Origin of the sequence: Streptomyces griseus (assembly GCF_900460065.1) — a bacterium.
GTDB lineage: Bacteria > Actinomycetota > Actinomycetes > Streptomycetales > Streptomycetaceae > Streptomyces > Streptomyces griseus.
The window spans coordinates 345724-371583 of the sequence record NZ_UAVD01000024.1; the positions used below are offsets into that span (position 1 = coordinate 345724).

The window sequence follows — 25860 nt, forward strand, 5'->3', positions numbered from 1 at the left end:
GGGGATTCGTCATGGCACCAGAACCACCCCTGCTCACCATGTCCGGCATCACCAAGCTCTTTCCGGGCGTCCGTGCCCTGGACGGCGTCGACCTGGAGGTCCAGGCCGGCGAGGTCCACTGCCTCCTCGGCCAGAACGGCGCCGGCAAGTCCACCCTCATCAAGGTGCTCGCCGGAGCCCACCAGCCCAACGACGGCGAGATCACCTGGCGCGGCGAGACCGTCCAGCTCAAGTCGCCGATCGCCGCCATGCGCCTGGGCATCGCGACCATCTACCAGGAACTCGACCTGGTCGAGGGCCTGTCGGTCGCCGAGAACGTCTTCCTCGGCCACGAGCCGACCAGCGCCGGCTTCATCGTCCGTACGGGAGAGGGGCGCGCCGCCGCGCAAGCGCTGCTGGCCCGCCTCGGGCACCCGGAGATCGACCCCGCCCGGCACGTCGGCGACCTCTCCGCCGCCCAGCAGCAGATCGTCTCCATGGCCCGGGCGCTCTCCCACGACGTCCGCCTCATCGTGATGGACGAGCCCTCCGCCGCCCTCGACCCGGACGAGGTCGACAACCTCTTCCGGATCGTCGACGGTCTCACCGCCGACGGGGTGGCCGTCGTCTACATCTCGCACCGTCTCGAGGAGATCCGCCGCATCGGCGACCGGGTCACCGTCATCAAGGACGGCAGGACCGTGGCCGTCGGACTGCCCGCCGCCGGCACACCCACCCGCGACATCGTTGCCATGATGACCGGCCGGGACGTCGCCTATGTCTTCCCGCCGCGACCGGAGGAGTCGGCCGCCGCCACCGCCGAACCCGTGCTCCGGGTCCAGGGCCTCTCCCGCAAGGGCGAGTTCGCCCCCGTGGACCTCGAACTGCGCCCCGGCGAGATCGTCGGACTCGCCGGGCTCGTCGGCTCGGGCCGCTCGGAGATCCTGGAGACGATCTACGGGGCGCGCAGGGCGAGCACCGGGACCGTCACCGTCGCCGGACAGCGGCTCCGCCCCGGCAGCGTCCGCGCCGCCGTCGCCGCGGGCATCGGTCTCGCCCCCGAGGAACGCAAGGCGCAGGCGCTGCTGATGACCGAATCGGTCACCCGCAACGTCTCGGTCTCCTCCCTCTCCCGCTTCGCCCGGATCGGCTGGATCGACCGGGGCGGGGAGCGGAAGGCCGCGCGGGGCGCCACCCGCGAACTGCAGATGCGGCCCGACAACCCGGACGCCGCCGTCCGCACCCTCTCCGGCGGCAACCAGCAGAAAGCCGTCCTCGCCCGCTGGCTGCTGCGCGGCTGCCGGGTCCTGCTGCTGGACGAACCCACCCGTGGCGTCGACGTCGGCGCGCGCGCCGAGCTCTACGCCGTGATCCGCCGGCTGGCCGACGAAGGCCTCGCCGTCCTGCTCGTCTCCAGCGAAGTGCCCGAAGTCCTGGGCCTCGCCGACCGGGTGCTGGTCCTCCGTGAGGGCGAGGTGGTCCACACGGCCCCCGCCCAGGAACTCGACGAGCACCGCGTACTCGACCTCGTGATGGAAGGGAGCCCGACGCCATGACACAGCCCGCCCCGTCGGCGCAGCACAACGGGCCGGACAAGGGGACCCTCGCCGGCCCCTCCGACGCGCCGCCCCGGAAGCCGGGCGGGGGCACGCCGGCCCTCGGCCTGCGGCTCGACGTCCGGATCCTGTCCCTGCTCGGCGTCCTGGCCGCCCTGGTCCTGGTCGGCGGCATCACCGAACCGGACGCCTTCCTGGACACCGGGAACCTCCAGCTGATCCTGACCCAGGCGTCCGTCATCGGTGTCGTCACCGTCGGCATGACCTTCGTCATCATCAGCGGGGGCATCGACCTCTCCGTCGGCGCCATGGTCGCCCTCGCCTCGGTGTGGGCGACGACCCTGGCCACCCAGGAGTACGGCTTCGCGGGCATCGCGTTCACCGCGGTCATCGTCGGCCTGGCCGCCGGTCTCGTGAACGGAGTCCTCATCGCGTACGGCGGCATGGTCCCGTTCATCGCGACGCTGGCCATGCTCGCCTCGGCGCGCGGACTCGCCCTCCAGATCACCGACGGCAAGACCCAGATCGTCACCGTGGACTCGGTCCTGGACCTCGGGCTCCCCGACTCCTACATCCTCGGCATCCCGCCGCTGGTCATCATGTTCGCCGTGGTCACCGCCGTCGGCTGGCTCATCCTGAACCGGACCACCTTCGGCCGCCGCACCGTCGCCGTCGGCGGCAACGCCGAGGCCGCCCGGCTCGCCGGGATCGACGTCCGACGCCAGCGCCTCTACCTCTACCTGCTGTCCGGGCTCTGCTGCGGCATCGCCGCCTTCATGCTGATCGTGCTCGCCGGCTCCGGCCAGAACACCAACGGCAACCTGTACGAGCTCGACGCCATCGCCGCCGCGATCATCGGCGGAACCCTGCTCAGCGGCGGCCGGGGCACCATCGTCGGCTCCGTCCTCGGCGTCCTGATCTTCACCACGATCACCAACATCTTCGCCCTGAACAACCTCCAGAGCGACGTCCAGCAGATCGCCAAGGGCGCCATCATCGTCGCCGCCGTCCTCGTCCAGCGCCGCACCATGCGCGGCCGGGAGACCTGAGGCCCCGGCCACGAACGACCCGGGCACCTGAACGCCCCGCCCCCGCACCTCGTACACACCCACCGGATGAAGGGTCAGACCGCCATGCCAGAAACCAGCCGCAGAGGGCTGCTGTTCGGAACCGCCGCCGTCTCCGCGGGTGCCCTCCTCACCGCCTGCACCAGCAACGAGCCCAAGAAGACCGAGTCGGCCGCCAAGAGCGCCCCCGCCGACGACAAGCCGGGCAAGGCCGTCACCATCGGCTTCGCCGGACCGCAGGCCGACCACGGCTGGCTCAACGCGATCAACGTGAACGCCAAGTCCCGGGCGGAGACGTACTCCGACGTCACCCTGGAGACCACCGAGGGCTCCAACGACACGGCCGCCCAGATCGGCCAGGTCAAGACCCTCATCAACAAGAAGGTCGACGTCCTCGTCGTCCTCCCCGCCGACGGCAAGGCCCTCACCCAGGTCGGCCTGGAGGCCATGAGGGCGGGCATCCCCGTCGTCAACCTGGACCGCATCTTCGCCTCCCCGCAGGCGTACCGCTGCTGGGTCGGCGGCGACAACTACGGCATGGGCCTCAACGCCGGCCACTACATCGGCGAACAGCTCAAGGACAAGCCGAACGCCAAGGTCGTCGAGCTCGCCGGGATCGACAACCTGGAGCTGACCAAGCAGCGCAGCCAGGGCTTCGCCGACGCCCTGAAGAACTACTCCAACATCAAGCTGGTGGCCCGTCAGGCAGCGGACTTCACCGTGGAGTCGGGCCAGGCCAAGATGGCCCAGCTCCTCCAGGCGCAGAAGCAGTTCGACGCCCTCTGGAACCACGACGACGACCAGGGAGTGGGGGCGCTCCGCGCCATCCAGCAGGCGGGCCGCGACGAGTTCATCATGGTGGGCGGCGCCGGCGCCAAGTCCGCGATGGACGCCATCAAGGCCGACGACTCGGTGATCAAGGCGACCGTCCTCTACCCGCCGACGATGGCGGCCTCCGCGATCGACCTGGCGCGGGCGCTCGGCCAGTCCAAGGGCGTCAGCGGCCTCTCCGAGATGGAGATCCCGACCTCCCTCACCCTGTACTCCGCGGTCGTGACGAAGGACAACATCGACCAGTACCTGCCGACGGGCTTCAACTGACCGGGACTCCGGGGGGCGCGGAGAGCGCGTCCCCCGGCCCGTTACCGCACACCGACGAGGAGGAAGTCCGCATGGCCCGTAGTCAAGAGACGGAAACGCACGGCCCCGCACCGTCGCCGCAGGAGGCGCCGGGAACGCTCGGGGTCGGCATGGTCGGATACGCGTTCATGGGCGCCGCCCACTCGCAGGGCTGGCGCACTGCGGGACACGTCTTCGACCTGCCCCTGCGACCCGCTCTCGCCGCGATCTGCGGACGCGACCGTGCGGCGGTCGACGCCGCCGCCGCCCGGCACGGCTGGGCGGCCGCGGAGACCGACTGGCGGGCCCTGATCGCCCGGGACGACGTCCAGCTGATCGACATCTGCACCCCCGGCGACAGCCACGCGGAGATCGCCATCGCCGCCCTGGAGGCGGGCAAGCACGTCCTGTGCGAGAAGCCGCTCGCCAACAACGTCGCCGAGGCCGAGGCCATGGTCCGCGCGGCCGAGGCGGCCTCCGCGCGCGGGCAGGTGGCGATGGTGGGCTTCAACTACCGCAAGGTGCCGGCGATCTCCTTCGCCCGGCAGCTCATCGCGGAGGGCCGGCTCGGCCCGCTGCGCCACGTGCGCGCCACCTACCTCCAGGACTGGCTGGTCGACCCGGCCTCCCCGCTCACCTGGCGGCTCAAGCGCGAACACGCCGGGTCCGGCGCGCTCGGGGACCTCGGCGCCCACATCGTCGACCTCGCCCAGTATCTTTCGGGCGAACTGCTCACCGGCGTCTCCGCCGTGGCCGAGACCTTCGTACGCGAGCGGCCCCTGCTCGCCGGGGCGCCCGCCGGGCTCTCCGGCGGCGCCGACACGGTGGAGCGGGGCGAGGTCACCGTCGACGACGCGGCGATCTTCACCGGCCGTCTCGCCTCCGGCGCCCTGGCCTCCTTCGAGGCGACCCGGATGGCGGCGGGGCGCAAGAACGCCCTGCGCCTGGAGATCAACGGCGAGCTGGGCTCCCTCGCCTTCGACCTGGAACGGCTCAACGAGCTGTCCTTCCACGACCACACCGAACCCGCCGCCACCGCCGGCTTCCGCCGCGTCCTCGTCACCGAACCCGAGCACCCCTACCTGGAGGCCTGGTGGCCGCCGGGCCACGGCCTCGGCTACGAACACACCTTCGTCCACCAGGCCCGCGACGTGGTGCGCACGATCGCCGAGGGCGCTCCTCCCGTACCGTCGTTCGCGGACGGCCTCCAGGTGCAGCGGGTGCTCGCCGCCGTGGAGGAGAGCGCCGCCAAGAACTCCGTACACACCCCGGTCCCGTCCCCGTCCTAGGAGGCTGCCGCCCATGCCCCGCCCCTTCACCCTGTTCACCGGCCAGTGGGCCGACCTCCCGCTGGAGGAGGTCTGCCGGCACGCCCGGGACTTCGGCTACGACGGACTCGAACTCGCCTGCTGGGGAGACCACTTCGAGGTCGACAAGGCGCTGTCCGACCCCGGCTACCTGGACACCAGGCACCAACTGCTCGACAAGTACGGCCTGAAGTGCTTCGCGATCTCCAACCACCTGGTCGGCCAGGCCGTCTGCGACGACCCGATCGACGAACGCCACCAGGGCATCGTGCCCGCCCGCATCTGGGGCGACGGCGAACCCGAGGGCGTACGCCGGCGGGCCGCCGCCGAGATCGCGGACACCGCCCGGGCGGCCGCCGCCTTCGGGGTGGACACGGTCATCGGGTTCACCGGCTCCTCGATCTGGCACCTCGTCGCGATGTTCCCGCCCGTCCCGCCGCACATGATCGAGCGGGGCTACGAGGACTTCGCCGAGCGCTGGAACCCGATCCTGGACGTCTTCGACGCCGAGGGGGTGCGCTTCGCCCACGAGGTGCACCCGAGCGAGATCGCCTACGACTACTGGACCACCAAGCGCGCGCTCGAAGCGGTGGACCACCGGCCCGCGTTCGGGCTGAACTTCGACCCCAGCCACTTCGTCTGGCAGGACCTGGACCCGGTCAACTTCCTCTACGACTTCCGCGACCGGATCTACCACGTGGACTGCAAGGAGGCCCGCAAGCGCCTGGACGGCCGCAACGGCCGTCTCGGCTCGCACCTGCCGTGGGGCGACCCGCGGCGCGGCTGGGACTTCGTCTCGGCGGGCCACGGCGACGTCCCCTGGGAGGACGTCTTCCGGATGCTCCGGTCCATCGGCTACGAGGGGCCGGTCTCGGTCGAGTGGGAGGACGCCGGCATGGACCGGCTGCACGGCGCGCCCGAAGCGCTTGCCAGCCTGAAGCGGTTCGACTTCGACCCGCCGTCGGCCTCCTTCGACGCGGCCTTCGGCGGCGGCGAGTAGCAGGAACGACCCAGGGCCTTCCGTCCGGACCGGACGGAAGGCCCCAGCCCCGGGGCGTGATCCGGTTCACGGCCCTCCGCCCCCGGGGCTGCCTCGCGCTGCCCGGAAACTCCTTTGTCCTGGCGGAAGCAGAAGTTCGACTTACCTGTCGCACAAGGGCTTTCCGTCGAGGACGAACAGGTCTACCGTCCATTTCGTGTACACGACATGACTCGCGTCACCGGGGTCGCTCCCGTCCCGGGTGACGCATGCGCGGCAGTCCCCGCGCAGCACGGCACGGCTACACCCGCCCGTACAACCGGCACTCTCCGGAGGACCTACGTGCACAGAACCAGAAAGCGGCTCCTGGCCCGGACCCGCGTCCGCAAAACGCTCGCGCTGTTCACCGGCGGCCTGCTCGCGGCCGCCACCCTGACCCTCGGCTCCGCCCCCGGGGCCACCGCCCACCCGGGACACCCCGGGCACGACGAGCCCGTGGCGGAGGACTTCCAGCAGGTCACCCTCGCCAAGGGCGCCGAGGAGACCGGCGAGCCCATGTCGCTCGCCGTCCTCCCGGACCGCAGCGTGCTGCACACCTCGCGCAGCGGCGAGCTGCGGATCACCGACAGCGCCGGCAACACCAAGATCTCCGGCACCCTCCCCGTGTACACGCACGACGAGGAAGGCCTCCAAGGCGTCGGAGTCGACCCGGACTTCGCCGAGAACCGGGCGATCTACCTCTTCTACGCGCCGCCGATGGACACCCCCGCGGGCGACGCCCCGGAGACCGGCACGGCCGCCGACTTCGCGAAGTTCGAGGGCGTGAACCGGCTCTCCCGCTTCGTCCTCAACGAGGACGGCACCCTCGACACCGCCAGCGAGAAGAAGGTCCTGGACGTCGCCACCTCGCGCGGCACCTGCTGCCACGTCGGCGGTGACATCGACTTCGACGCCGAGGGCAACCTCTACCTCTCCACCGGCGACGACACCAACCCCTTCGCCTCCGACGGCTTCACCCCGATCGACGACCGCCCCGACCGCAACCCGGCCTTCGACGCCCGCCGCACCTCGGGCAACACCAACGACCTGCGCGGCAAGATCCTGCGCATCAAGGTCGCCGAGGACGGCTCGTACACGATCCCGGAGGGGAACCTCTTCGCGCCCGGGACGGACAAGACACGCCCCGAGATCTACGCGATGGGCTTCCGCAACCCGTTCCGCTTCTCCGTCGACCAGGCCACCGGCACCGTGTACGTCGGCGACTACGGCCCCGACGCCGGCGCCGCCGACCCCAAGCGCGGACCCGCAGGGAAGGTCGAGTTCGCCCGGGTGACGAAGGCCGCCAACTTCGGCTGGCCCTTCTGCGTCGGCGACAACGAGCCGTACATCGACTACGACTTCGCCACCAAGACCTCCGGCGCCGCCTTCGACTGCGCCGCACCGAAGAACGAGTCCCCGCACAACACCGGACTCGTCGACCTGCCCCCCGCCGAAGCCGCGTGGATCCCGTACGACGGCGGCTCCGTGCCCGAGTTCGGCACCGGCTCCGAATCCCCGATGGGCGGACCCGTCTACCGCTACGACGCGGACCTGGACTCCCCGGTGAAGTTCCCCGAGGCCTACGACGGCGACTTCTTCGCCGGTGAGTTCGGCCGCCGGTGGATCAAGCGCATCGAGCAGGACGCCGACGGCGCCGTCCAGTCCATCAACGACGTGCCGTGGTCCGGCACCCAGATCATGGACATGGCCTTCGGCCCGGACGGGGCGCTGTACGTCCTCGACTACGGCCTCGCCTGGTTCGGCGGCGACGAGAACTCCGCGCTCTACCGCATCGAGAACGCCACCGGAGGCCGCTCGCCCATCGCCGAGGCCTCGGCGAACAAGACCTCCGGCACCGCACCCCTCAAGGTGAAGTTCTCCTCGGCCGGCACGTCCGACGGCGACGGCGACGCCCTGACCTACTCCTGGGACTTCGGCGACGGCTCCACCTCCACCGCCGCCGACCCGACGCACACGTACAAGAAGAACGGCACCTACACGGCCACCCTCACCGCCGAGGACCCGACCGGCCGCACCGGCTCCGCCAGCGTCCACGTCACCGTCGGCAACACCGCCCCGACCGTCGAACTGGTGCTTCCCGAGGACGGACAACTCTTCGAGTTCGGCGACTCCGTGCCGTTCAAGGTGAACGTCAGCGACCCGGAGGACGGCACCATCGACTGCACCAAGGTCGAGGTCAAGTTCACCCTGGGCCACGACAGCCACGGCCACGACATCACCACCGAGCACGGCTGCGAGGGCACCATCAAGACCGCCATGGAAGGCGGCCACGACCCCAACGCCAACATCTACGGCGGCATCTCGGCCTCCTACACCGACAACGGCGGTGGCGGCCAGGCCAAGCTGACCGGCAAGGACGCCTCCCGGCTCCAGCCCAAGCACCGCCAGGCCGAGCACTTCGACGCCTCCTCCGGCGTCACCACCCCGGGCAAGTCCAGCGCCCACGGCGGCAAGACCGTCGGCGACATCCACAACGACGACTGGATCTCCTTCAAGACCTACGTCCTGGGCGGCACCACCAAGCTCACCGCCCGCGTCTCGTCGGCCGGCTCCGGCGGCTTCCTGGAGGTGCGCACCGGATCGCCCACCGGCAAGATCCTCGGCTCGGGACCCGTCCCGGTGACCGGCAGCTGGGACACCTTCCAGGACATCGACATCCCGCTGCGCGGCGCGCCCAAGAAGCAGACCGAACTCTTCCTGGTCTTCAAGGGCGGCGACGGAGCGCTCTACGACATCGACGACTTCGAACTGTCCGACACCCCGGTCGACAGGACCGCCAAGCGCGTCCTGGTCTTCTCCAAGACCGCCGGCTTCCGCCACGACTCGATCCCCACGGGCATCGCGGCCCTGAAGGAGATCGGCAAGGACACCAACATCACGGTCGACTCCACCGAGTCCGCCGCCCAGTTCACCACCAGCAACCTGGCCCGCTACGACGCCGTCGCGTTCCTCTCCACCACCGGTGACGTCCTCAACGCCGAACAGCAGAAGGCGTTCGAGAACTACGTCGCCACCGGCGGCGGTTACGTCGGCATCCACGCCGCCGCCGACACGGAGTACGACTGGAAGTTCTACGGCGGCCTCGTCGGCGCCTACTTCGACTCCCACCCGCAGATCCAGCCCGCCACCGTCCGCGTCGAGGACCACGACCACCCCGCCACCGCCCACCTCGACGAGGAGTGGCAGCGCACCGACGAGTGGTACAACTACCGCACCAACCCCCGGGACAAGGCCAAGGTCCTCGCCACGCTCGACGAGACCACCTACACCGGCGGGAACATGAAGGGCGACCACCCGATCTCCTGGTGCCAGACCTACGAGGGCGGCCGCTCCTTCTACACCGGCCTCGGCCACACCAAGGAGTCCTACGCCGAGCCGGCCTTCCGCAGCCACGTCCTGGGCGGCCTGCGCTACGCCACCGGCCAGGTCAAGGCCGACTGCAAGCCGGACAAGGACTACCGGCCCATCTTCAACGGCAAGACGCTGGAAGGCTGGAAGCAGGCGGGCCCGGGCACGTTCTCCGTCAGCGACGGCGCCCTGCACTCCGAGGGCGGCATGGGCCTGCTCACCTACCAGGCCAAGGAGCTGAAGGCGTACTCGCTGAAGCTCGACTGGAAGATGAGCGGCGACGACAACTCCGGTGTCTTCGTCGGCTTCCCGGAGTCCGACGACCCGTGGTCGGCGGTCGACAACGGGTATGAGATCCAGATCGACGCCACCGACGCCGCCGACCGCACCACCGGCGCCGTCTACACCTTCAAATCCGCCAACATCAAGGCCCGTGACCGCGTCCTGCGGCCGCCGGGGCAGTGGAACAGCTACGAGATCAAGGTCCAGGGCGAACGTCTGCAGATCTTCCTCAACGGAGCGAAGATCAACGACTTCACCAACACCGACCCGGCCCGCAGCCTGAAGGACGGCTACATCGGCCTCCAGAACCACGGACCCGACGACCAGGTGTCCTTCCGCAACATCCAACTGAAGGAGCTGCCCTCGCCGTAGGGCAGCCGCCCCTGCCGACGACGGGCGGGGGAGCGCACACCGCCCCCCGCCCGTCGTCCCCCACCCCCGACATCCCCCCAGGGAGGCAGCCCGTGACCGCACGCGCCGATCGTCAAGGCCGCACCGACGCCCCAGGCCGCACCGACGCCCCCAGCCCCTCGGAGGCCACCGCCCCCGACGGAGCCCCGGGCCGCACCGGCGTCTGGTTCATCGGAGCACGCGGCTCCGTGGCGACCACCGCCACCGCGGGCTGCGCCGCCATCGCCGCGGGCCTGCACCCGCCGACCGGCATGGTCACCGAGACGCCCCCCTTCACCGGCAGCGGCCTGCCCGCCCTGACCGACCTGGTCTTCGGCGGACACGACACCCTCGACTGCCCGCTCGCCAAACGGGCCGAGGCCCTCGCCGACGGCGGCGTCCTGCCGCACGGACTGCCCTCCGCCGTACGCGCCGAACTCGGCGCCGCCGACGCGGAGATCCGCCCCGGCGGACCGCTCCCCGGCGACACCCGCACCGACCAGGAACTCATCGCCGCGTTCGCCGCCGACCTCACCGACTTCGCCCACCGGCACGACCTGGCCCGCACCGTCGTCATCAACGTCGCCTCCACCGAACCCGCGCCCGTCCCCGGAGACCCCCGGCTGCCCGCCAGCTCGCTCTACGCGGCCGCCGCCCTGCGGGCCGGCTGCTCCTACGCCAACTTCACCCCGTCCACCGGACTGCGCACCCCCGCGCTCACCGACACCGTCGCCGCCAGCGGACTTCCCCACGCCGGACGCGACGGCAAGACCGGCCAGACGCTGCTCCGTTCCGTACTCGCCCCGATGTTCCTCCAGCGGGCCCTCGCCGTACGGGCGTGGTCCGGGTCGAACCTGCTGGGCGGCGGCGACGGAGCGGCGCTGGCCGATCCTGCGGCCGCCGCGGCCAAGAACGCCGGCAAGGAACGCGTCCTCGCCGACACCTTCGGCACCGCCCCCGAGGGCGAGGTGCACATCGACGACGTGCCCGCCATGGGCGACTGGAAGACCGCCTGGGACCACATCGCCTTCGACGGCTTCCTCGGCTCCCGCATGATCCTCCAGACGATCTGGCAGGGCTGCGACTCGGCCCTCGCGGCCCCACTGGTCCTGGACCTGGCACGGCTGCTCGCCCGGGCCCACGAGAAGGGGATCAGCGGTCCCCTGCCGGAGCTGGGCTTCTACTTCAAGGACCCCGACGGCGGCACCTCGGCGGCGCTCGCCGAGCAGTACGCCGCGTTGCTCACGTTCGCCGAGCGGCTGCGGGAGCGGGCGTGAGGTGGCGACGAAGCGCCCTGACGGCCCTCCTCGCGGCGGCCCTGCCGGTGCTCCCGGACGGGCGGCGCAACGGCTTCGCCCACGGTGTGGCGCCGACCGCCGTGACCGATGACAGCCTGTCCGGTGCGGGTGGGACTGCGCCCGCACCGGACAGGCCCGGACCGCACCCCGCGGACCGGAACGGAGAACGGGCCGCGGGCTTCGGACCGGGCCCGGCGCCCGCGGGACGCCGCGCGGGCCGGGGCGCGCCCCGAGCACGTCTGCGGGCCTGGGCCGAACTGCTCCGGGTCTCCGCCCTCTTCTCCGTGCCCGGGGACGCGCTGGCGGGCGCGGCGGCGGCGGGCCGCGGGCCCGGCCGGGGCACCGCCCTGGCGATGGGCGCGTCCTTGTGCCTGTACGAGGCGGGGATGGCCCTCAACGACTGGGCCGACCGCGAGGAGGACGCCGTCGACCGCCCGCACCGCCCGATCCCCTCGGGGCGGGTCAGCCCGGCGGCGGCCCTGGGCGCGGCCGGGATCCTGACCGCGGCCGGCCTCGCCCTGGCGGCCCGGGCGGGACGCCCCGCACTGACCGTCGCCACCGGCCTGGCCGCCACGGTCTGGGCCTACGACCTCCACCTGAAGCACACGAAGGCGGGCCCGGCGGCCATGGCGGCGGCCCGCTCGCTGGACCTGCTGCTCGGCGCGACGGCCACGGCGACGGCCTCCACGCCCCCGGCAGGGCCCGGCGCACCGGCTCGGAGAGGCCGGCCCGACAACGTTGCCGGGGCCGCGACCGCATGCGCGCCCGCGCTGCCCGCCGCCCTGATGCTCGGGGCCCACACCTACGGCGTCACCGCCGTATCGCGCCACGAGGCCCAGGGCGGTTCCACCGGCGCCCCGCTCGCGGTGCTGGCCACGACGACGGCACTCGCGGCAGCGGTGCTGCGGGAGTCCCGGGAACGGACCCCCGGGCGGCCCGGTGCGACGGGGGCCGACGCCCACGCCCACGCCCACGTCCGCGCCCACGCCGCCGTCGCGCGGCGTCTCGACGCGGGGCCGCTCGGAAACGTCGCCGACCCCGTCCGGCTCCTGGCCGTCGCGTTCACCGCCGCCTACCTCCGTACCGCGGGACCGCCCCTCCTGCACGCCGCCCTCAACCCCTCCCCGCCCCTGACCCAGCGCGCGGTCGGCGGAGGCATCCGGGCCATGATCCCGCTGCAGGCCGCGCTCGCCGCACGCGCCGGGGCCCCCGTCACCGGGGTCGCCGTCATGGGCCTCGTCCCCCTCGCCCGCGTCCTCTCCCGGAAGGTGAGCCCCACATGACCCTCCACCTCGGATACGGCACCAACGGGCTCACCGACCTCCGCCTCGACGACGCCCTCGGGCTGCTGGCCGACCTCGGCTACGAGGGCGTCGGCCTGACCCTCGACCACATGCACCTGGACCCCATGGCACCGGACCTCGCCGAACGCACCCGCCAGGTCCGCCGCCGGCTCACCTCCCTCGGACTCCGGGTCACCGTGGAGACCGGCGCCCGCTACGTCCTCGACCCGCGCCGCAAACACGGCCCCTCCCTCCTCGACCCGGACCCCGACGCCCGCGCCGCCCGCACCGCCCTGCTGGTCCGCGCCGTCGACGTGGCCGCCGAGCTCGGCGCGCACGCCGTCCACTGCTTCAGCGGCGTCACCCCGCCCGGCACCTCGCCGGACACCGCGTGGAAGCGGCTCACCGAAGCGATCGCTCCCGTCCTCGAAGCAGCCGACCGGTCCGGCGTCCCCCTCGCCGTCGAGCCGGAACCGGGCCACCTCCTCGCCACCCTCGCCGACTTCCACCACCTGCGCGCTCTCCTCGGCGATCCGGGACCGCTCGGCCTCACCCTCGACATCGGCCACTGCCAGTGCCTGGAGGAGGCGACACCCCTGGAGTGCGTCAGGCAGTCCGCCCCCTGGCTCCGCCATGTCCAGATCGAGGACATGCGGCGCGGCGTCCACGAGCACCTCCCGTTCGGCGAGGGGGAGATCGACTTCCCGCCCGTGCTCGCCGCCCTGGCCGCGTCCGACTACCGGGGCCTCACCGTCGTCGAACTGCCCCGCCACTCCCACGCGGGACCCGAGCTGGCCCGCACCTCGATCGACTTCCTCCACGACGCCATGACGCGCGGTACCGCGCCCCGGGGAGCCGCCCCGTGCTGAAGTCCCGCGAGGAACTCGACGCCGAACTCGGCGGAGCCGCCCGGGCCTGGCTCGACGAGGCCCTGGCCGAGGCCGCCCACGACGCCGAGGCCGCCCACGACGCCCCCCGCCCGGGGGCGAGCCCCTACGCCTCCCCGCCGTGGGAGCTGCGCTACGCCGCCGCCGGCCGCCGCTGCGGACCGGAGCACGCCGACTCCGTACGCTCCCTCCTGCTCGTCGCGGCACGCGCCACCCTGCCCTCCGTCACCCGGCTCTACGAACAGGGCACCGCCGCCGAACGCCGTGCCGTCCTGCTCACCCTGCACCGCCTCGACCTCGGCCCCACCGCGCTCCCGCTCGTCGAGGACGCCCTGCGCGCCAACGACACGCGGCTGGTCGCCGCGGCCGTCGGCCCCTATGCCGCCGACCACCTGGACCCGCACGCCTGGCGCCACGCCGTACTGAAGTGCCTGTTCACCGAGGTGCCGGTCGCGGCCATCGCCCGGCTCGGCGAACGGGCTCGGGGAGATGCCGAACTCGCCCGCATGCTCGGCGACTTCGCCGCCGAACGCACCGCGGCCGGCCGCACCGTCCCCGAAGACCTGCGCACGGTCCTGGGGCATGCCCGACGGACCCCGACCGGGCCCACGACGCCCGGCGCGGCACCTGGCGGCGTTGCCCGCACCGCCCCGGCCGGCGCGGACGCCCACCGGGCCACGCCGACCCCAGCTCCCGCAGCCCCCGCCCCCACGGAGGAGTCCTGATGCGCATCTTCGACCCCCACATCCACATGACCTCCCGCACCACCGACGACTACCGGGCGATGTACGAGGCGGGCGTCCGCGCGCTCGTCGAACCCTCCTTCTGGCTCGGCCAGCCCCGCACCTCGCCGGCCAGCTTCTTCGACTACTTCGACGCGCTCCTCGGCTGGGAGCCCTTCCGCGCCTCCCAGTACGGCATCGCGCACCACTGCACGCTCGCCCTCAACCCCAAGGAGGCGAACGACCCCCGCTGCACCCCCGTCCTGGACGCGCTGCCCCGCTACCTGGAGAAGGACGGGGTCGTCGCCGTCGGCGAGATCGGCTACGACTCCATGACCCCGGCCGAGGACCACGCGCTGGCCGCCCAGCTCCAGCTCGCCGCGGACCACCAACTGCCCGCCCTCGTCCACACCCCGCACCGCGACAAGCTCGCCGGTCTCCACCGCACTATCGACGTCGTCCGCGAATCGAACCTCCCCCCGGAGTTCGTCCTGCTCGACCACCTCAACGAGACGACCGTCGAGGCCGCCGCCGACAGCGGCTGCTGGGCCGGGTTCTCCATCTACCCGGACACCAAGATGGACGAGGACCGGATGGTCGCCATCCTCCAGAACCACGGCACCGAGAAGATGATCGTCAACTCGGCCGCCGACTGGGGAAGGAGCGACCCCCTCAAGACCCGCAAGGTCGCCGACGCCATGCTGAAGGCCGGCTTCACCGAGGACGACGTCGACCAGGTGCTGTGGCGCAACCCGGTCGCCTTCTACGGCCAGAGCGGCCGCCTCCAGCTGGACGTCGCGGCCCCCGATCCACTCCACGAGGGCAACTCCATCCTGCGCGGCGGGGAGTGAGGCGGGCATGCGCTTCCGCCACCCGGACGGCTCCACGGTCCACCTCGCCTACTGCACCAACGTCCACCCCGCCGAAACCCTCGACGGGGTCCGCGCCCAGCTCCGCGACCACTGCGAACCCGTCCGCCGCCGACTCGGCCGGGACCGGCTCGGCATCGGCCTCTGGCTCGCGAGGGACGCGGCCCGCACCCTGATCAACGACCCCGCCGAACTCCGCGCACTGCGCGCCGAACTCGACGGCCGCGGCCTCGAAGTGGTCACCCTCAACGGCTTCCCCTACGAGGGATTCGGCGCCGACGAGGTCAAGTACCGGGTCTACCGGCCCGACTGGACCGAACCCGACCGCCTCGCCCACACCACCGACCTCGCCCGCCTCCTGGCCGCCCTCCTCCCCGACGACGCCACCGAAGGCACCATCTCCACCCTGCCCCTCGCCTGGCGCACCCCCTATGACGGCGACCCCGAAGCGGCCCGCACCGCACGCGCCGCCCTCACCACCCTCGCCCAGCGCCTCGACGCCCTGGCCGAGATGACCGGCAAGTCCATCCGCATCGGCCTCGAACCGGAACCGGGCTGCACGGTCGAGACGACCGCCGACGCCATCGCCCCGCTCACCGACGTGGGCCACGACCGGATCGGGATCTGCGTCGACACCTGCCACCTCGCCACCTCGTTCGAGGACCCCGGCACCGCACTCGACGCCCTGGCCGCCGCCGGCGTCCGCGTCGTCAAGTCGCAGCTCTCCGCCGCCCTGCACGCCCAGGACCCCCACCTGCCCGAGGTCCGCGCCGCGCTCGCCGCGTTCGCCGAACCACGCTTCCTGCACCAGACCCGCACGAGCACCGCCGCCGGACTGCGCGGCACCGACGACCTGGACGAAGCCGTCACCGGCCGGGCGCTCCCGGACAGCACCCCCTGGCGCGCCCACTTCCACGTACCGCTCCACGCACCCCCGGCGCCCCCGCTGACCTCGACGCTGCCCGTGCTCCGCGACACACTCACCCGGCTCGTCGGCGGACCCGCGCCCCTGACCCGGCACCTGGAGGTGGAGACGTACACCTGGCAGGCGCTGCCCGCCGAACTCCGCCCCCGCACCCGCACCCAGCTCGCCGACGGCATCGCCGCCGAACTCACCCTCGCCCGCGACCTCCTGGTCGACCTCGGCCTCAAGGAACTGCCATGACCGACGAAGCCGCCACCGGCCCGACTCCCGGCCCGACCCCCCTCCTGGTGCTCGACGTCGTCGGCCTCACCCCGCGGCTGCTGGCCCACATGCCGAACCTCCGGGCCCTGGGGGAACAGGGCGCGCGGGCACCGCTCTCCACCGTCCTGCCGGCCGTCACCTGCGCCGCCCAGTCGACGTTCCTCACCGGCACGATGCCCGCCGAACACGGCATCGTCGCCAACGGCTGGTACTTCCGCGAGCTCGGTGACGTCCTGCTCTGGCGCCAGCACAACGGGCTCGTCGAGGGCGACAAACTGTGGGACGCGGCCCGGCGCGCCCACCCCGGATACACCGTCGCCAACATCTGCTGGTGGTACGCGATGGGCGCCGACACCGACTGGACGGTCACCCCGCGCCCCGTCTACTACGCCGACGGCCGCAAGGAACCCGACTGCTACACCAGGCCCCCCGCCCTGCACGACGAACTGACCGACAAACTCGGCACGTTCCCCCTCTTCCACTTCTGGGGCCCCGGCGCCGACCTCGTCTCCTCCCGGTGGATCATCGACGCCACCCGCCACATCATCGCCACCCGCACCCCCGACCTCGCCCTCTGCTACCTGCCCCACCTCGACTACGACCTCCAGCGCTACGGCCCCGACGACCCCCGGTCCCACCGGGCCGCCGCCGACCTCGACCGGGCCATCGCCCCCCTCCTGGCCGACGCGCGTGCCGAGGGGCGCACCGTCGTCGCCCTCTCCGAGTACGGCATCACCCGCGTCGACCGCCCGATCGACATCAACCGCGCCCTGCGCCGGGCGGGCCTCCTCGAGGTCCACACCCAGGACGGCATGGAGTACCTGGACCCGATGGCCTCCCGGGCCTTCGCCGTCGCCGACCACCAACTCGCCCACGTCTACGTGCGCCGGCCCGAGGACCTGGAGGCGACCCGGGCCGCCCTCGCGGAGCTGCCCGGCATCGAGCAGCTCCTCGACGACGAGGGCAAGAAGGCGCACCACCTGGACCACCCCCGCTCCGGCGAACTGGTCGCCGTCGCGGAGAAGGACGCGTGGTTCACGTACTACTACTGGCTCGACGACGCCCGCGCCCCCGACTTCGCCCAGCTCGTCGAGATCCACCGCAAGCCCGGCTACGACCCGGTCGAACTCTTCATGGATCCCCAGGACCCCTACGTCCGGGTCAAGGCGGTCTCGGCGGTCGCCCGCAAGAAGCTCGGCATGCGCTACCGCATGGCGGTCGTCCCCCTGGACCCCGCACCCATTCGCGGCAGCCACGGCCGCCTCCCCGAGAGCGACGACGAAGGTCCGCTCATCCTCTGCTCCACCCCCCACGCGTTCCCCGACCGGGTCAGGGCCACCGAAGTGAAGTCCCTGCTCCTCCAGCTCGCCGGACTGCACTGACCTTCCCCGTCAGGCGCCCGGCACCGCACCACTCACCCCGTCAGGTCAGCAAGGGAGACACCCGAACATGAGCCGCACCTCCAAGGACACCGAACTCGCCCGCAGACTGAGCCGCCGCAACGTCCTCGGTGTCGCCGCCGGAGCCACCGCCGCCACCATCATCGGCACGGCGAGCGCCCAGGCGGCCGACCGGGGCCGGGACCACGGCCACGGCAACGGTCACGGTCACCACCACGGGCACGGGCACGGCAAGGGCAAGCCCGTCCTGCCGCCCGGCCGTCTCGGCATCCAGCTCTACAGCCTCCGCGACCAGATCTCCACGCTCGGGTTCGCGCCGGTCTTCGCCGAACTGGAGAAGTACGGCTACGACGAGATCGAACTGGCGGGCTACACCCAGGGCTCGGCCGGCCCCATCACCCTGGACCGGCTCAAGCGGCTGGCCCGGGACCACGGCCTCAACCCGATCGGCAGCCACGTCGGCTACTACGACGACAACAACCCCGGCGCGTACACCTTCGCCCAGAACCTGGAGAAGGTCCTCGACGACGCCCAGGCGCTCGGCCTCAAGCACATCGGCACGGCCTCAGGACCGTTCCGCTACGGCTCCACGGTGGACGGCTGGAAGCGCGCCGCCGACGACTTCAACACGTACGGCGCCGCCGCCCGCAAGCGGGGCATGAAGTTCTACCAGCACAACCACGCCGAGGAGTTCTCCTTCGCGACCGACAGGCCGAACGTCCGCCTCTACGACGTCCTGCTCGCCGAGACCGACCCGGACCTCGTCTACCTGGAGCTGGACATCTACTGGGCGTACTGCGCCCAGTTCCGGTTCAGCAAGCGCGCCGACGGCACCCCGGCCCCGCTCGACCCGCTGAAGTACGTCCTCAAGCACCCCGACCGCTACCCCCTCTTCCACGTCAAGGACGGGGTCCGCGACGAGACGACCCGCGACGGCTACCGGATGTCGGACGTGGGCGACGGGGACATCGACTACAAGACGTTCCTGTCCAAGGTCACCCAGCGCACCCACCACGGCCGGACCTACCACCACTGGCAGGCCGAGCACGACAACCCGGTCGACTCGCTCGCCTTCGCCCGCAAGTCCAGCGAGCACCTGCACTCCCTGCGGCAGGGCCGCTGCGGCGACTGACGGGCGAGGCACGGCCGCGCCGGAGTCCCCTCCGGCGCGGCCGGGCGGCGCCGCCTTCCCCGCCGTCCGGCCCTACCCGATGCCCTGCCGGTCCGGCAGCAGGGCGAACTCCCGGTCGGCAGCCACCGCCACCGTGAGCTCCACGGTCTGGACGAGCAGCGCACGATGCCTGACCAGCGGTTTCTTCCGGCCCTCCGGGACGAGCGGCAGCAGGTCGTCCAGTCCGGCCATGAGCCGGCGCGTCACCTGGGGACTGCCCGCGACACACCACCGGATCTCCTCGAAGGCCAGATCGACCAGGTCCTCCCACTCGGGACCGTCCTGCACCAGGCGCACCCGCCCGGCCCGGTCCCGGTGGTGGACGGGGCCGAGCGGCAGGTGCGCCACGGCCGCGAGGAACTGCACGATCCGGTCCAGGCACTGCACGGCCGTGGTCGGATCGTTCACCGACGTCGACAGGGCCCGCAGTGCGATGTCCACCAGTTGACGCAGCCCGAACGCCAGATCCTGGTGCAAGGTCCGCTCCACCGAGACGGAGACCGCGTACCGCAGCCGGCGCGGAGGGGGCACGGCCCCGCCGTGGACGGCGAGCACCGGTGTCCCCGGCACCACGAAGTCCCCGATGCGGGGAATGAGCCGCAGCACGACGTCCTGCCGCCGCGCGGCCCGGACCAGCCGCGCCGTGTTCACGTCCCGCAGCACCCCGGCCCGCCCCTCGTGCAGCACCCGCGCGGTCTCCGGCCCCGGCCCGTCCTCGCCCCGCGGCCCCCTCGGCATCCGGCCGAGCACCCGGAACGAGTCGCGCGCGATCCGGTCCACGACCGGCCCCACCTGCATCAGCCGCAGCGTCGCGCTCACGTAGCAGACGAAGAGCAGCAGGCTCAGCCCGAGCATCGCCAGGATCAGCAGACTCTGCACCAACGGGACCGAGACCACCCGGCGCGGATCGCTCTCGCTCTCGTACGAGGAGAGCACCAGCAACGAGAAGAGAAACGTCGCCAGGAACACCGTCAGCGTGAGTTTGCTGATCCGGCTCCTGACGAAGATCCGCACCACCCGGGGTGTCAGCTGGCCGCTCGCCATCTGGACCGCGACCAGCGAGATGCTGAAGACGACACCGATGAAGGTCATCATCGCCGAGCTGATCGTGGTGACGATCGTCTTCGCGTCCTGGGAGAAGGCGATCAGCTCGCCGAGCTCGTCGTACGCCTCCTCCCGCCGGAGCAGCGCGACGATCGCGTCGTCCAGTTCGGTGGCGGCCAACCACAGCACGAACACGCAGACGAACCCCAAGGTCGGGGCGAACCAGAACGTGTCGCGCAGGTGCTCGCGCAGCGGGGACAGCGGACGGGGCCGGCGGTAGCCGCGATCACTCATGGACGTGAAGGTAGCCCCGGGACCTCCGCGGACCGGGGAGCCGAGGCCCCACAGGGGCGCCGCACCGCACTGACCACCGGATATGCGGGTGAAGGGCGCGCCGAACCCCTGGTATTGTTTTCCCTGTCGCCGCGGGGAACACACCGCGAACGACAGACACCTTGTCCGGGTGGCGGAATGGCAGACGCGCTAGCTTGAGGTGCTAGTGCCCTTTATCGGGCGTGGGGGTTCAAGTCCCCCCTCGGACACCAGCGGTCAACCGACCCGGTCAAAGCCGGTCGGAGCGAGATTTCTTCGCTCCGACCGGCTTTCCTCGTCGTGCGACGGGGCCGTGCCGTCGTCGGCGAGAACGGGTCACGCCTCGCCGTCCACCTCCGCCGTCCGATGTCGGTCTGCGTATCGGCGGACGGCCGGTCCCGGACCCCGCGCCCGTTCGCCGGGTCAGTTCTTCAGGAAGTCCAGCAGGTCCCGGTTGAACTTCTCCTTGTCGCCGGGGACGAGGGCGATGCCGTGGGAGCCGCCCTCGTACACCTTGAGCGTGGCGTTCGGGATGAGCTTCGCCGACTTGCGGCCGGTGGCGTCGATCGGGACGACCTGGTCGTCGTCGCCGTGCACCACCAGGGTGGGCACGTCGAACTTCTTCAGGTCGTCGTGGAAGTCCGTCGACGCGAAGGCGTCCACGCAGTCGACGCCGCCCTCGATCGTCTGGGCCATGGCCATGTACCAGAAGGCGTCCTTGTTGCCCTGCGTGACCTTGTTGCCGTCCCGGTTGGCGCCGAAGAACCCGACCGCGGTGTCCTTCCAGAACTGGGAACGCTCCGCGAGGATGCCGTCCTTGATGCCGTCGAAGACGGACTGCGGCACGCCCTCGGGGTTGTCGGGCCCCTGGAGCATCAGCGGGGGGACCGCGGAGAGCAGGACGGCGGACTTGACGCGCTCGGTTCCGTGGCGGCCGATGTAGCGGGCCAGTTCGCCGCCGCCCATGGAGTGCGCCACCAGGGTCACGTCCCGCAGGTCGAGCTGGGTGATCAGGTCGTTCAGGTCGTCGGCGAAGGTGTCGAAGTCGTACCCGTCGTACACCGGGGTCGAGCGGCCGTGACCGCGACGGTCGTGCGCGATTCCGCGGAACCCGGCGTCCGCCACGGCCTTCAGCTGGTCCTGCCAGGCGTCGCCGTTGAGCGGCCAGCCGTGGATGAACACCACGGGGCGTCCCCGGCCCCAGTCCTTGTAGAAGATGTCGACACCGTCACGGGTGGTGATGACCGGCATATGGATCCCTTCCATTCCGCGGTTGGCCGAAGGCCGGAAGACGGTCGGTCCGCGTGGGGGAGTACCCCGACGCTGACAGGCTCGGGACCGAGCGTGTTCGGCGGCGGCGGGAAACGAGCTTTCTCTTTCCCCCACCCCATCTTCCACACTCCGGGGCTCCTCGCACGTCAGCCGCCGTGCGCGCGAGAGACGACGCCTCGGGCCCTGCGAAGGGGCGGTAGGCGCGGGGCTCGGCAACCCGGGCGGGCTGTCCGCCTCCTCGGGCGTCCGCGACGGCTTCCCGGCCGGCCCGCGGCTCACGCGGCGATGAGGACGTCCACGCCGAGTGCCCTGAGTCGCTCGACGACCGGGGCATGGGGATCGGTGTCGCTGATCAGCCCGGTGATCTTCGCCCAGGGCAGGACGTGGTACGACGAGGCCGTGCCGATCTTCTCGGAGGAGGCGAGGACGTAGGTGTCCGCGGCCCGTGCGGACAGGGCACGCTTCATCGCCGCCTCCTCGACGTCCCCCGTGGTCAGGCCGGCCTCGGGGTGGACGCCGGTGACGCCGAGCAGGCACAGGTCGGCGGAGATGTTCTGTGCGGCCTCGACCGCGGCGGCGCCGCAGGTGACCGCGGAGTGCTTGAAGACGCGGCCTCCGAGGAGGAACAGGTCGGCCCGCGGGTGGTCGATCAGGGCCGTGGCGATCGTCGGGCTGTGGGTGATCACCGTGCAGGCGAGGTTCTTCGGGAGCGCCCGCGCCACGGCGAGGGCGGTGGTGCCGCCGTCGAGGATCACCGAGCCGCCCGGCCGCACCAGCGCGGCGGCCACCGCGGCGACCTTCCGTTTGCCGTCCGGGGCCACGGCCTGGCGCGCGTCGTAGTCCACCACCGCGGGAGACACGGGCAGCGCACCGCCGTACACCCTTTGGCAGAGCCCCTCGGTCGCGAGATCGCGCAGGTCACGCCGCACGCTGTCCTCGGAGATGCCCAGTTCGGCGGCGACGTCCTTGGCGACGATCTTTCCCGTGCGGCCGAGCAGATCGAGCAGGTGCTCGCGTCGTTCAGCAGCAAGCATGCGCGTTCCTTCCTGTTCTTGCACGATGTTGCATGTATCTTAGCCGCCATGACCGACAAGCCCCGGCCCGTCCTCATCGCGGGCCCCCACCGTTCCGGCGCCGACGGCGACCCGCGGCCCATGGCCGCCGACCTCGCCCGCCGGGAAACCGCGGCCCGGCCCGTCCTCGCCGCCGGCCACCTCCCCGTGACCGGCGCACGGCCCGCCCTGCCCGTCCGCCGCGACGTAGCCGAGATCCCGCGTCGCACCCCGCAGGAGGCCAGGTGACGAACAGCCCGGGCGTCGACACCCCGGACCACCGCGGACGCACCGGCCTCCACCTCGCCGGACGCGACCTCGACCGCAACCCCGGTGTCCGGGTACGCGACGTCGAGCTCACCTCCCAGGGGTGGCACGTCCTGCGCCGCACCACCTTCGACTACCGTCGCCGCGACGGACGGTGGGAGACCCAGCAGCGCGAGACCTACGACCGCGGCGACGGCGCCGTCGTCCTGCCCTACGACACCGACCGCGGCTGCGTGCTGCTCACCCGGCAGTTCCGCTACCCGGCCTACGTGAACGGCCACCCCGACGGCATGCTTGTCGAGGCTGCCGCCGGGCTCCTCGACGCACAGGACCCGCACACCGCGATCCGGCGCGAGAGCGCCGAGGAACTCGGCATCAGGCTCGGCCCGCTCACCCCTGTCTTCGACGTGTACATGAGTCCGGGCTCCGTCACCGAGTGCCTCCACTTCTTCGCCGCCCCGTACACCCCGGCCGACCGGGTCGGCGCGGGCGGCGGGCTGGAGGAGGAGGGCGAGGACATCGAAGTCCTCGAACTTCCCTTCGCCGACGCTCTCGCCATGGCCCGCGACGGACGCATCACCGACGGCAAGACCCTTCTGCTTCTGCAATGGGCAGCGCTGCACGGGCCCTTCGCCCCGGCGGAAGGGCCCGTGCGGGATGTCTCCCGGGGCCCGGACGCCTCCTGATGGCGGTGGCGCGGGCCGTCGCGTCGCTCGCGGGTCAGTCGACCGGCGCACCGGGCTGGTCGTGCGTGGCGCAGTGGATGCCGCCGCCCCCGGAGGCCACGGTGTCGATCACGACCGGTACGACGTCGCGGTCGGGGAACTGCTCCCGGAGGATTCCCCGGGCCCGGTCGTCGGCCTTGCGGTCGCCGAAGCGGGGCATGAAGACCGCATCGTTGGCCACGTAGAAGTTGGCGTACGTCGACACGAAGTCGTCGCCCTCGCCGGTGATCCTGTCCAGGTCGGGCTGGGGCAGGTCGATCACCTCGAAGCGCCGGCCGCGGGCGTCGGTCGCCCTGCTCAGCACCGCCCTGGCCTGGTCGGCCGCGCGTGACCAGGAGTCCGGGGGAGTGCCGGGGAAGGCCTGGTCCAGGAGCACCACACCCGGTGCGGTGAAGCGGACGAGGCTGTCCACGTGGGCGTCGGTGATGTCCTCGCCGCGCACCCCCTTCAGCCACACCACCTTTTCGACGCCCAGCGTCTCGACGAGGTCGGCCTCGACGGCGTCCCGGCTCAGACCCGGGTTGCGGTTCTCGTTGACGATCGAGCTCTCGGTGATCAGCAGGGTGCCCTCGCCGTCGGTCTCGAAGGATCCGCCCTCGGCGACGAGGGGGGCCTCGACCCGCTCGATCCCGTACTTCGACAGGAGCGTGCGGCCGACCCGGGCGTCGTTCGTGTGCTCCTGCTTGTCGCCCCAGCCGTTGAAGTTGAGGTCGACCCCGATGACCTCGCCCCCCTCCTCGACGAACACCGGGACGGTGTCGCGGGCCCACATGTCGTCGACCGCGAGCGGGATGACCTCGACCTGCGAGCCGCAGGCCCGCTGGGCCGCCTTCCGCTGGTCGGGCCTGGCCATCATGACGACGTACTCGTACTCCGCGACGGCGCGGGCGATCCGGGCGATGTCCTCGCGGACGTACGGGAGGTCCTCCTCCCACACCGATTCCAGGGCGGGCCACGACATGAACGTCCGCGCGTGGCTGTCCCACTCCGCGCCGAGGCGGCGGTCGCCTTCGGACGCGCGGTCGGAGCCCGTGCCGACGGTCCCGGATGCGGCATCGTCCGGGCCGCAGGCCGTGGCCCCGAAAGCGAGTGCGCCGAGTCCGGCGAGGGTGTGAAGGGCCGTACGGCGAGTGGGGCGACGGTGGGGCACGGTGGGCTCCGATCGTGGTCTTTCGCGGGCCGTCCGGGTGCGCGGGAGGCGGCGCGGCGGTCCGGGCCCGGGGTGTGAGCGCCGGCTCGGTACTGACCGCACTGTCGCACTGACTGAAATTTCAGTCAAGCTGCTCGGGTCCACCGGCCTGTCGCGGGTCGTGTGCCGGTGGGGCGGCGCTCCGGGCGGGACGGACCGCCCCGGCCCCGGTCGCCTCGCGTCCCGGCACGGGGTCCGACCGGGCCGGATGCCGCTGAGCCACCGGGTGCGGGCGGCCCGGGCCGGACCGGTAGGTTGGTCGTCATGGCGTCCCGTAACACCCGGATTCTCGAAGCGGCCGCACGGCTGATCGCCCGGCGCGGCGTCCGCGGCCTGCGCGTGGAGGAACTCGCCGCCGAGGCGGGCGTGTCCACCGGGTTGATCTACTACCACTTCAAGGACCGGACCGGGATCCTCCGCCACACCCTGGAGTTCATCAACGACCGCGCCGAGCGCTACACCACGCTCCGGGCCCCGGACGAACCGCCGCCGGCGCCGCGCGAGGAACTCGGCCGGATTCTGCTGCTGGAGCTGCAGGACACCGCCGAGGTCCGGGAGAACAGCGCGGCGTGGGGGGAGTTGCGGGCGAGCGCCGTCTTCGATCCGGCCCTGCGCGAGGATCTCGCCCGGGCGACGCTGGTATGGGTGCGGGAGGTGACCGCCCTGCTGGGCGAGGTGAGCCCGACGGCTCCGGCCGCGAAGCTCGCGGCGGCGGCCGAGAGGCTCACGGCGCTGCTGGAGGGGCTGAGCATGCGCTGGCTCAGTGGCGGGCTCGCGATCGACCGCGCCAGGACCCTGATGGAGGACGGCATCGAGGCGGAGCTGTCCGGCCTGGAGCCGCGGTAGCCGCTCCCCGCCGCTCCCCGCCGCTCCCCGCCGCACCCCGGCGGTCCCCGCCGCTCCCCGCCGCACCCCGGCGGTTCTTGCGGGCGCCGCCTCCCGTCGGCTGTTGGTCACGACAGCCACTCGCTGCTGTCCGTCGACGTGCGCTGGGAGCCGGAGGGCGCGCGGCCCCTTGTCCCGTCACGATCCGGTCTCGGACACGAGCGGAGGGCTTGTTTTTGGCCATGTAATCGATTCCAATCATCCGTGTAAT

General features: G+C 72.1%; 21 protein-coding genes and 1 tRNA gene. 18 read left to right on the forward strand and 4 right to left on the reverse strand.

The features are described 5' to 3' along the window. Positions 1–11: 11 nt before the first annotated feature. From DTB53_RS12035 to DTB53_RS12100, 14 genes are all read left to right on the forward strand, one after another. Positions 12–1535, forward strand: coding sequence for a sugar ABC transporter ATP-binding protein (locus DTB53_RS12035; protein WP_012378315.1), 1524 nt, complete (start codon positions 12–14; stop codon positions 1533–1535). Then, a complete protein-coding gene (locus tag DTB53_RS12040; protein WP_012378314.1) occupies positions 1532–2584 on the forward strand; it encodes an ABC transporter permease in 1053 nt (350 codons plus the stop codon). Before DTB53_RS12035 ends, DTB53_RS12040 begins: the two co-directional genes overlap by 4 nt. A gap of 84 nt (positions 2585–2668) precedes the next feature. Further along, positions 2669–3703 (forward strand): substrate-binding domain-containing protein, encoded by a 1035-nt coding sequence (locus DTB53_RS12045; protein WP_003965010.1) that lies wholly within the window; start codon positions 2669–2671, stop codon positions 3701–3703. 71 nt (positions 3704–3774) lie between these two features. After that, positions 3775–5010 carry a Gfo/Idh/MocA family protein gene (locus DTB53_RS12050; protein WP_012378312.1) on the forward strand — a complete coding sequence of 412 codons (1236 nt, stop codon included), beginning with the start codon at positions 3775–3777 and terminating at the stop codon, positions 5008–5010. A gap of 13 nt (positions 5011–5023) precedes the next feature. Continuing rightward, the gene (locus tag DTB53_RS12055; RefSeq protein ID WP_012378311.1) at positions 5024–6028 is read left to right on the forward strand and encodes a sugar phosphate isomerase/epimerase family protein; all 1005 of its coding nucleotides are present in this window, start codon (positions 5024–5026) and stop codon (positions 6026–6028) included. A 321-nt stretch (positions 6029–6349) separates the two neighbouring features. Continuing rightward, a complete protein-coding gene (locus DTB53_RS12060; RefSeq protein ID WP_012378310.1) occupies positions 6350–10069 on the forward strand; it encodes a ThuA domain-containing protein in 3720 nt (1239 codons plus the stop codon). Positions 10070–10161: 92 nt separating this feature from the next. Next, positions 10162–11364, forward strand: coding sequence for an inositol-3-phosphate synthase (locus tag DTB53_RS12065; protein ID WP_003965005.1), 1203 nt, complete (start codon positions 10162–10164; stop codon positions 11362–11364). Further along, complete coding sequence (locus DTB53_RS12070) at positions 11361–12668, forward strand: SCO3242 family prenyltransferase (protein WP_012378308.1); 1308 nt, start codon at positions 11361–11363, stop codon at positions 12666–12668. The genes DTB53_RS12065 and DTB53_RS12070 overlap by 4 nt, the downstream gene beginning before the upstream one ends. Further along, complete coding sequence (locus DTB53_RS12075) at positions 12665–13537, forward strand: sugar phosphate isomerase/epimerase family protein (protein ID WP_003965003.1); 873 nt, start codon at positions 12665–12667, stop codon at positions 13535–13537. Before DTB53_RS12070 ends, DTB53_RS12075 begins: the two co-directional genes overlap by 4 nt. After that, a complete protein-coding gene (locus DTB53_RS12080) occupies positions 13531–14280 on the forward strand; it encodes an EboA domain-containing protein (protein WP_012378307.1) in 750 nt (249 codons plus the stop codon). Before DTB53_RS12075 ends, DTB53_RS12080 begins: the two co-directional genes overlap by 7 nt. Then, a complete protein-coding gene (locus DTB53_RS12085; RefSeq protein WP_012378306.1) occupies positions 14280–15128 on the forward strand; it encodes a TatD family hydrolase in 849 nt (282 codons plus the stop codon). Before DTB53_RS12080 ends, DTB53_RS12085 begins: the two co-directional genes overlap by 1 nt. 7 nt (positions 15129–15135) lie before the next feature. Beyond that, positions 15136–16311, forward strand: coding sequence for a metabolite traffic protein EboE (gene eboE / locus DTB53_RS12090; protein WP_003965000.1), 1176 nt, complete (start codon positions 15136–15138; stop codon positions 16309–16311). Further along, the gene (locus DTB53_RS12095) at positions 16308–17714 is read left to right on the forward strand and encodes an alkaline phosphatase family protein (RefSeq protein ID WP_003964999.1); all 1407 of its coding nucleotides are present in this window, start codon (positions 16308–16310) and stop codon (positions 17712–17714) included. The genes eboE and DTB53_RS12095 overlap by 4 nt, the downstream gene beginning before the upstream one ends. A gap of 67 nt (positions 17715–17781) precedes the next feature. After that, the gene (locus DTB53_RS12100; RefSeq protein ID WP_012378305.1) at positions 17782–18864 is read left to right on the forward strand and encodes a sugar phosphate isomerase/epimerase family protein; all 1083 of its coding nucleotides are present in this window, start codon (positions 17782–17784) and stop codon (positions 18862–18864) included. A 72-nt stretch (positions 18865–18936) separates the two neighbouring features. Here DTB53_RS12100 and DTB53_RS12105 read toward each other — a convergent pair whose 3' ends face one another. Beyond that, positions 18937–20241, reverse strand: a complete 1305-nt coding sequence (locus tag DTB53_RS12105; protein WP_012378304.1) for a DUF2254 domain-containing protein — start codon at positions 20239–20241, stop codon at positions 18937–18939. A 163-nt stretch (positions 20242–20404) separates the two neighbouring features. On the opposite strand from DTB53_RS12105, the gene DTB53_RS12110 reads away from it, so the two are divergent. Then, positions 20405–20492: transfer RNA gene (locus DTB53_RS12110), tRNA-Leu, on the forward strand. A 190-nt stretch (positions 20493–20682) separates the two neighbouring features. On the opposite strand, the gene DTB53_RS12115 is transcribed toward DTB53_RS12110, so the two are convergent. Together DTB53_RS12115 and DTB53_RS12120 are read right to left on the reverse strand one after the other, a co-directional pair. Further along, positions 20683–21510, reverse strand: a complete 828-nt coding sequence (locus tag DTB53_RS12115) for an alpha/beta fold hydrolase (RefSeq protein ID WP_012378303.1) — start codon at positions 21508–21510, stop codon at positions 20683–20685. Positions 21511–21806: 296 nt separating this feature from the next. Next, entirely contained in the window at positions 21807–22565 is a 759-nt protein-coding gene (locus tag DTB53_RS12120) for a DeoR/GlpR family DNA-binding transcription regulator (protein WP_012378302.1), read from the reverse strand. A gap of 48 nt (positions 22566–22613) precedes the next feature. On the opposite strand from DTB53_RS12120, the gene DTB53_RS12125 reads away from it, so the two are divergent. Both DTB53_RS12125 and DTB53_RS12130 read left to right on the forward strand, forming a co-directional pair. Beyond that, positions 22614–22832, forward strand: coding sequence for a hypothetical protein (locus DTB53_RS12125; RefSeq protein ID WP_012378301.1), 219 nt, complete (start codon positions 22614–22616; stop codon positions 22830–22832). Next, positions 22829–23536, forward strand: coding sequence for an NUDIX domain-containing protein (locus DTB53_RS12130; RefSeq protein WP_012378300.1), 708 nt, complete (start codon positions 22829–22831; stop codon positions 23534–23536). The genes DTB53_RS12125 and DTB53_RS12130 overlap by 4 nt, the downstream gene beginning before the upstream one ends. 34 nt (positions 23537–23570) lie before the next feature. Here DTB53_RS12130 and DTB53_RS12135 read toward each other — a convergent pair whose 3' ends face one another. Further along, a complete protein-coding gene (locus tag DTB53_RS12135; RefSeq protein WP_012378299.1) occupies positions 23571–24725 on the reverse strand; it encodes an agmatine deiminase family protein in 1155 nt (384 codons plus the stop codon). A 303-nt stretch (positions 24726–25028) separates the two neighbouring features. Between DTB53_RS12135 and DTB53_RS12140 the strand changes: the two genes are divergently transcribed. Then, complete coding sequence (locus tag DTB53_RS12140; RefSeq protein ID WP_003964989.1) at positions 25029–25610, forward strand: TetR/AcrR family transcriptional regulator; 582 nt, start codon at positions 25029–25031, stop codon at positions 25608–25610. Positions 25611–25860 lie beyond the last annotated feature (250 nt).

Bases quoted from the DNA above. Each gene is read 5' to 3' on its own strand.
- DTB53_RS12035 (WP_012378315.1), top strand. From the start codon at position 12: ATGGCACCAGAACCACCCCTGCTCACCATGTCCGGCATCACCAAGCTC.
- DTB53_RS12120 (WP_012378302.1), bottom strand. From the start codon at position 22,565: ATGCTTGCTGCTGAACGACGCGAGCACCTGCTCGATCTGCTCGGCCGC.
- DTB53_RS12055 (WP_012378311.1), top strand. From the start codon at position 5,024: ATGCCCCGCCCCTTCACCCTGTTCACCGGCCAGTGGGCCGACCTCCCG.
- DTB53_RS12140 (WP_003964989.1), top strand. From the start codon at position 25,029: ATGGCGTCCCGTAACACCCGGATTCTCGAAGCGGCCGCACGGCTGATC.
- DTB53_RS12050 (WP_012378312.1), top strand. From the start codon at position 3,775: ATGGCCCGTAGTCAAGAGACGGAAACGCACGGCCCCGCACCGTCGCCG.
- DTB53_RS12075 (WP_003965003.1), top strand. From the start codon at position 12,665: ATGACCCTCCACCTCGGATACGGCACCAACGGGCTCACCGACCTCCGC.
- DTB53_RS12085 (WP_012378306.1), top strand. From the start codon at position 14,280: ATGCGCATCTTCGACCCCCACATCCACATGACCTCCCGCACCACCGAC.
- DTB53_RS12125 (WP_012378301.1), top strand. From the start codon at position 22,614: ATGACCGACAAGCCCCGGCCCGTCCTCATCGCGGGCCCCCACCGTTCC.
- DTB53_RS12100 (WP_012378305.1), top strand. From the start codon at position 17,782: ATGAGCCGCACCTCCAAGGACACCGAACTCGCCCGCAGACTGAGCCGC.
- DTB53_RS12105 (WP_012378304.1), bottom strand. From the start codon at position 20,241: ATGAGTGATCGCGGCTACCGCCGGCCCCGTCCGCTGTCCCCGCTGCGC.
- eboE (WP_003965000.1), top strand. From the start codon at position 15,136: ATGCGCTTCCGCCACCCGGACGGCTCCACGGTCCACCTCGCCTACTGC.
- DTB53_RS12040 (WP_012378314.1), top strand. From the start codon at position 1,532: ATGACACAGCCCGCCCCGTCGGCGCAGCACAACGGGCCGGACAAGGGG.
- DTB53_RS12095 (WP_003964999.1), top strand. From the start codon at position 16,308: ATGACCGACGAAGCCGCCACCGGCCCGACTCCCGGCCCGACCCCCCTC.
- DTB53_RS12045 (WP_003965010.1), top strand. From the start codon at position 2,669: ATGCCAGAAACCAGCCGCAGAGGGCTGCTGTTCGGAACCGCCGCCGTC.
- DTB53_RS12115 (WP_012378303.1), bottom strand. From the start codon at position 21,510: ATGCCGGTCATCACCACCCGTGACGGTGTCGACATCTTCTACAAGGAC.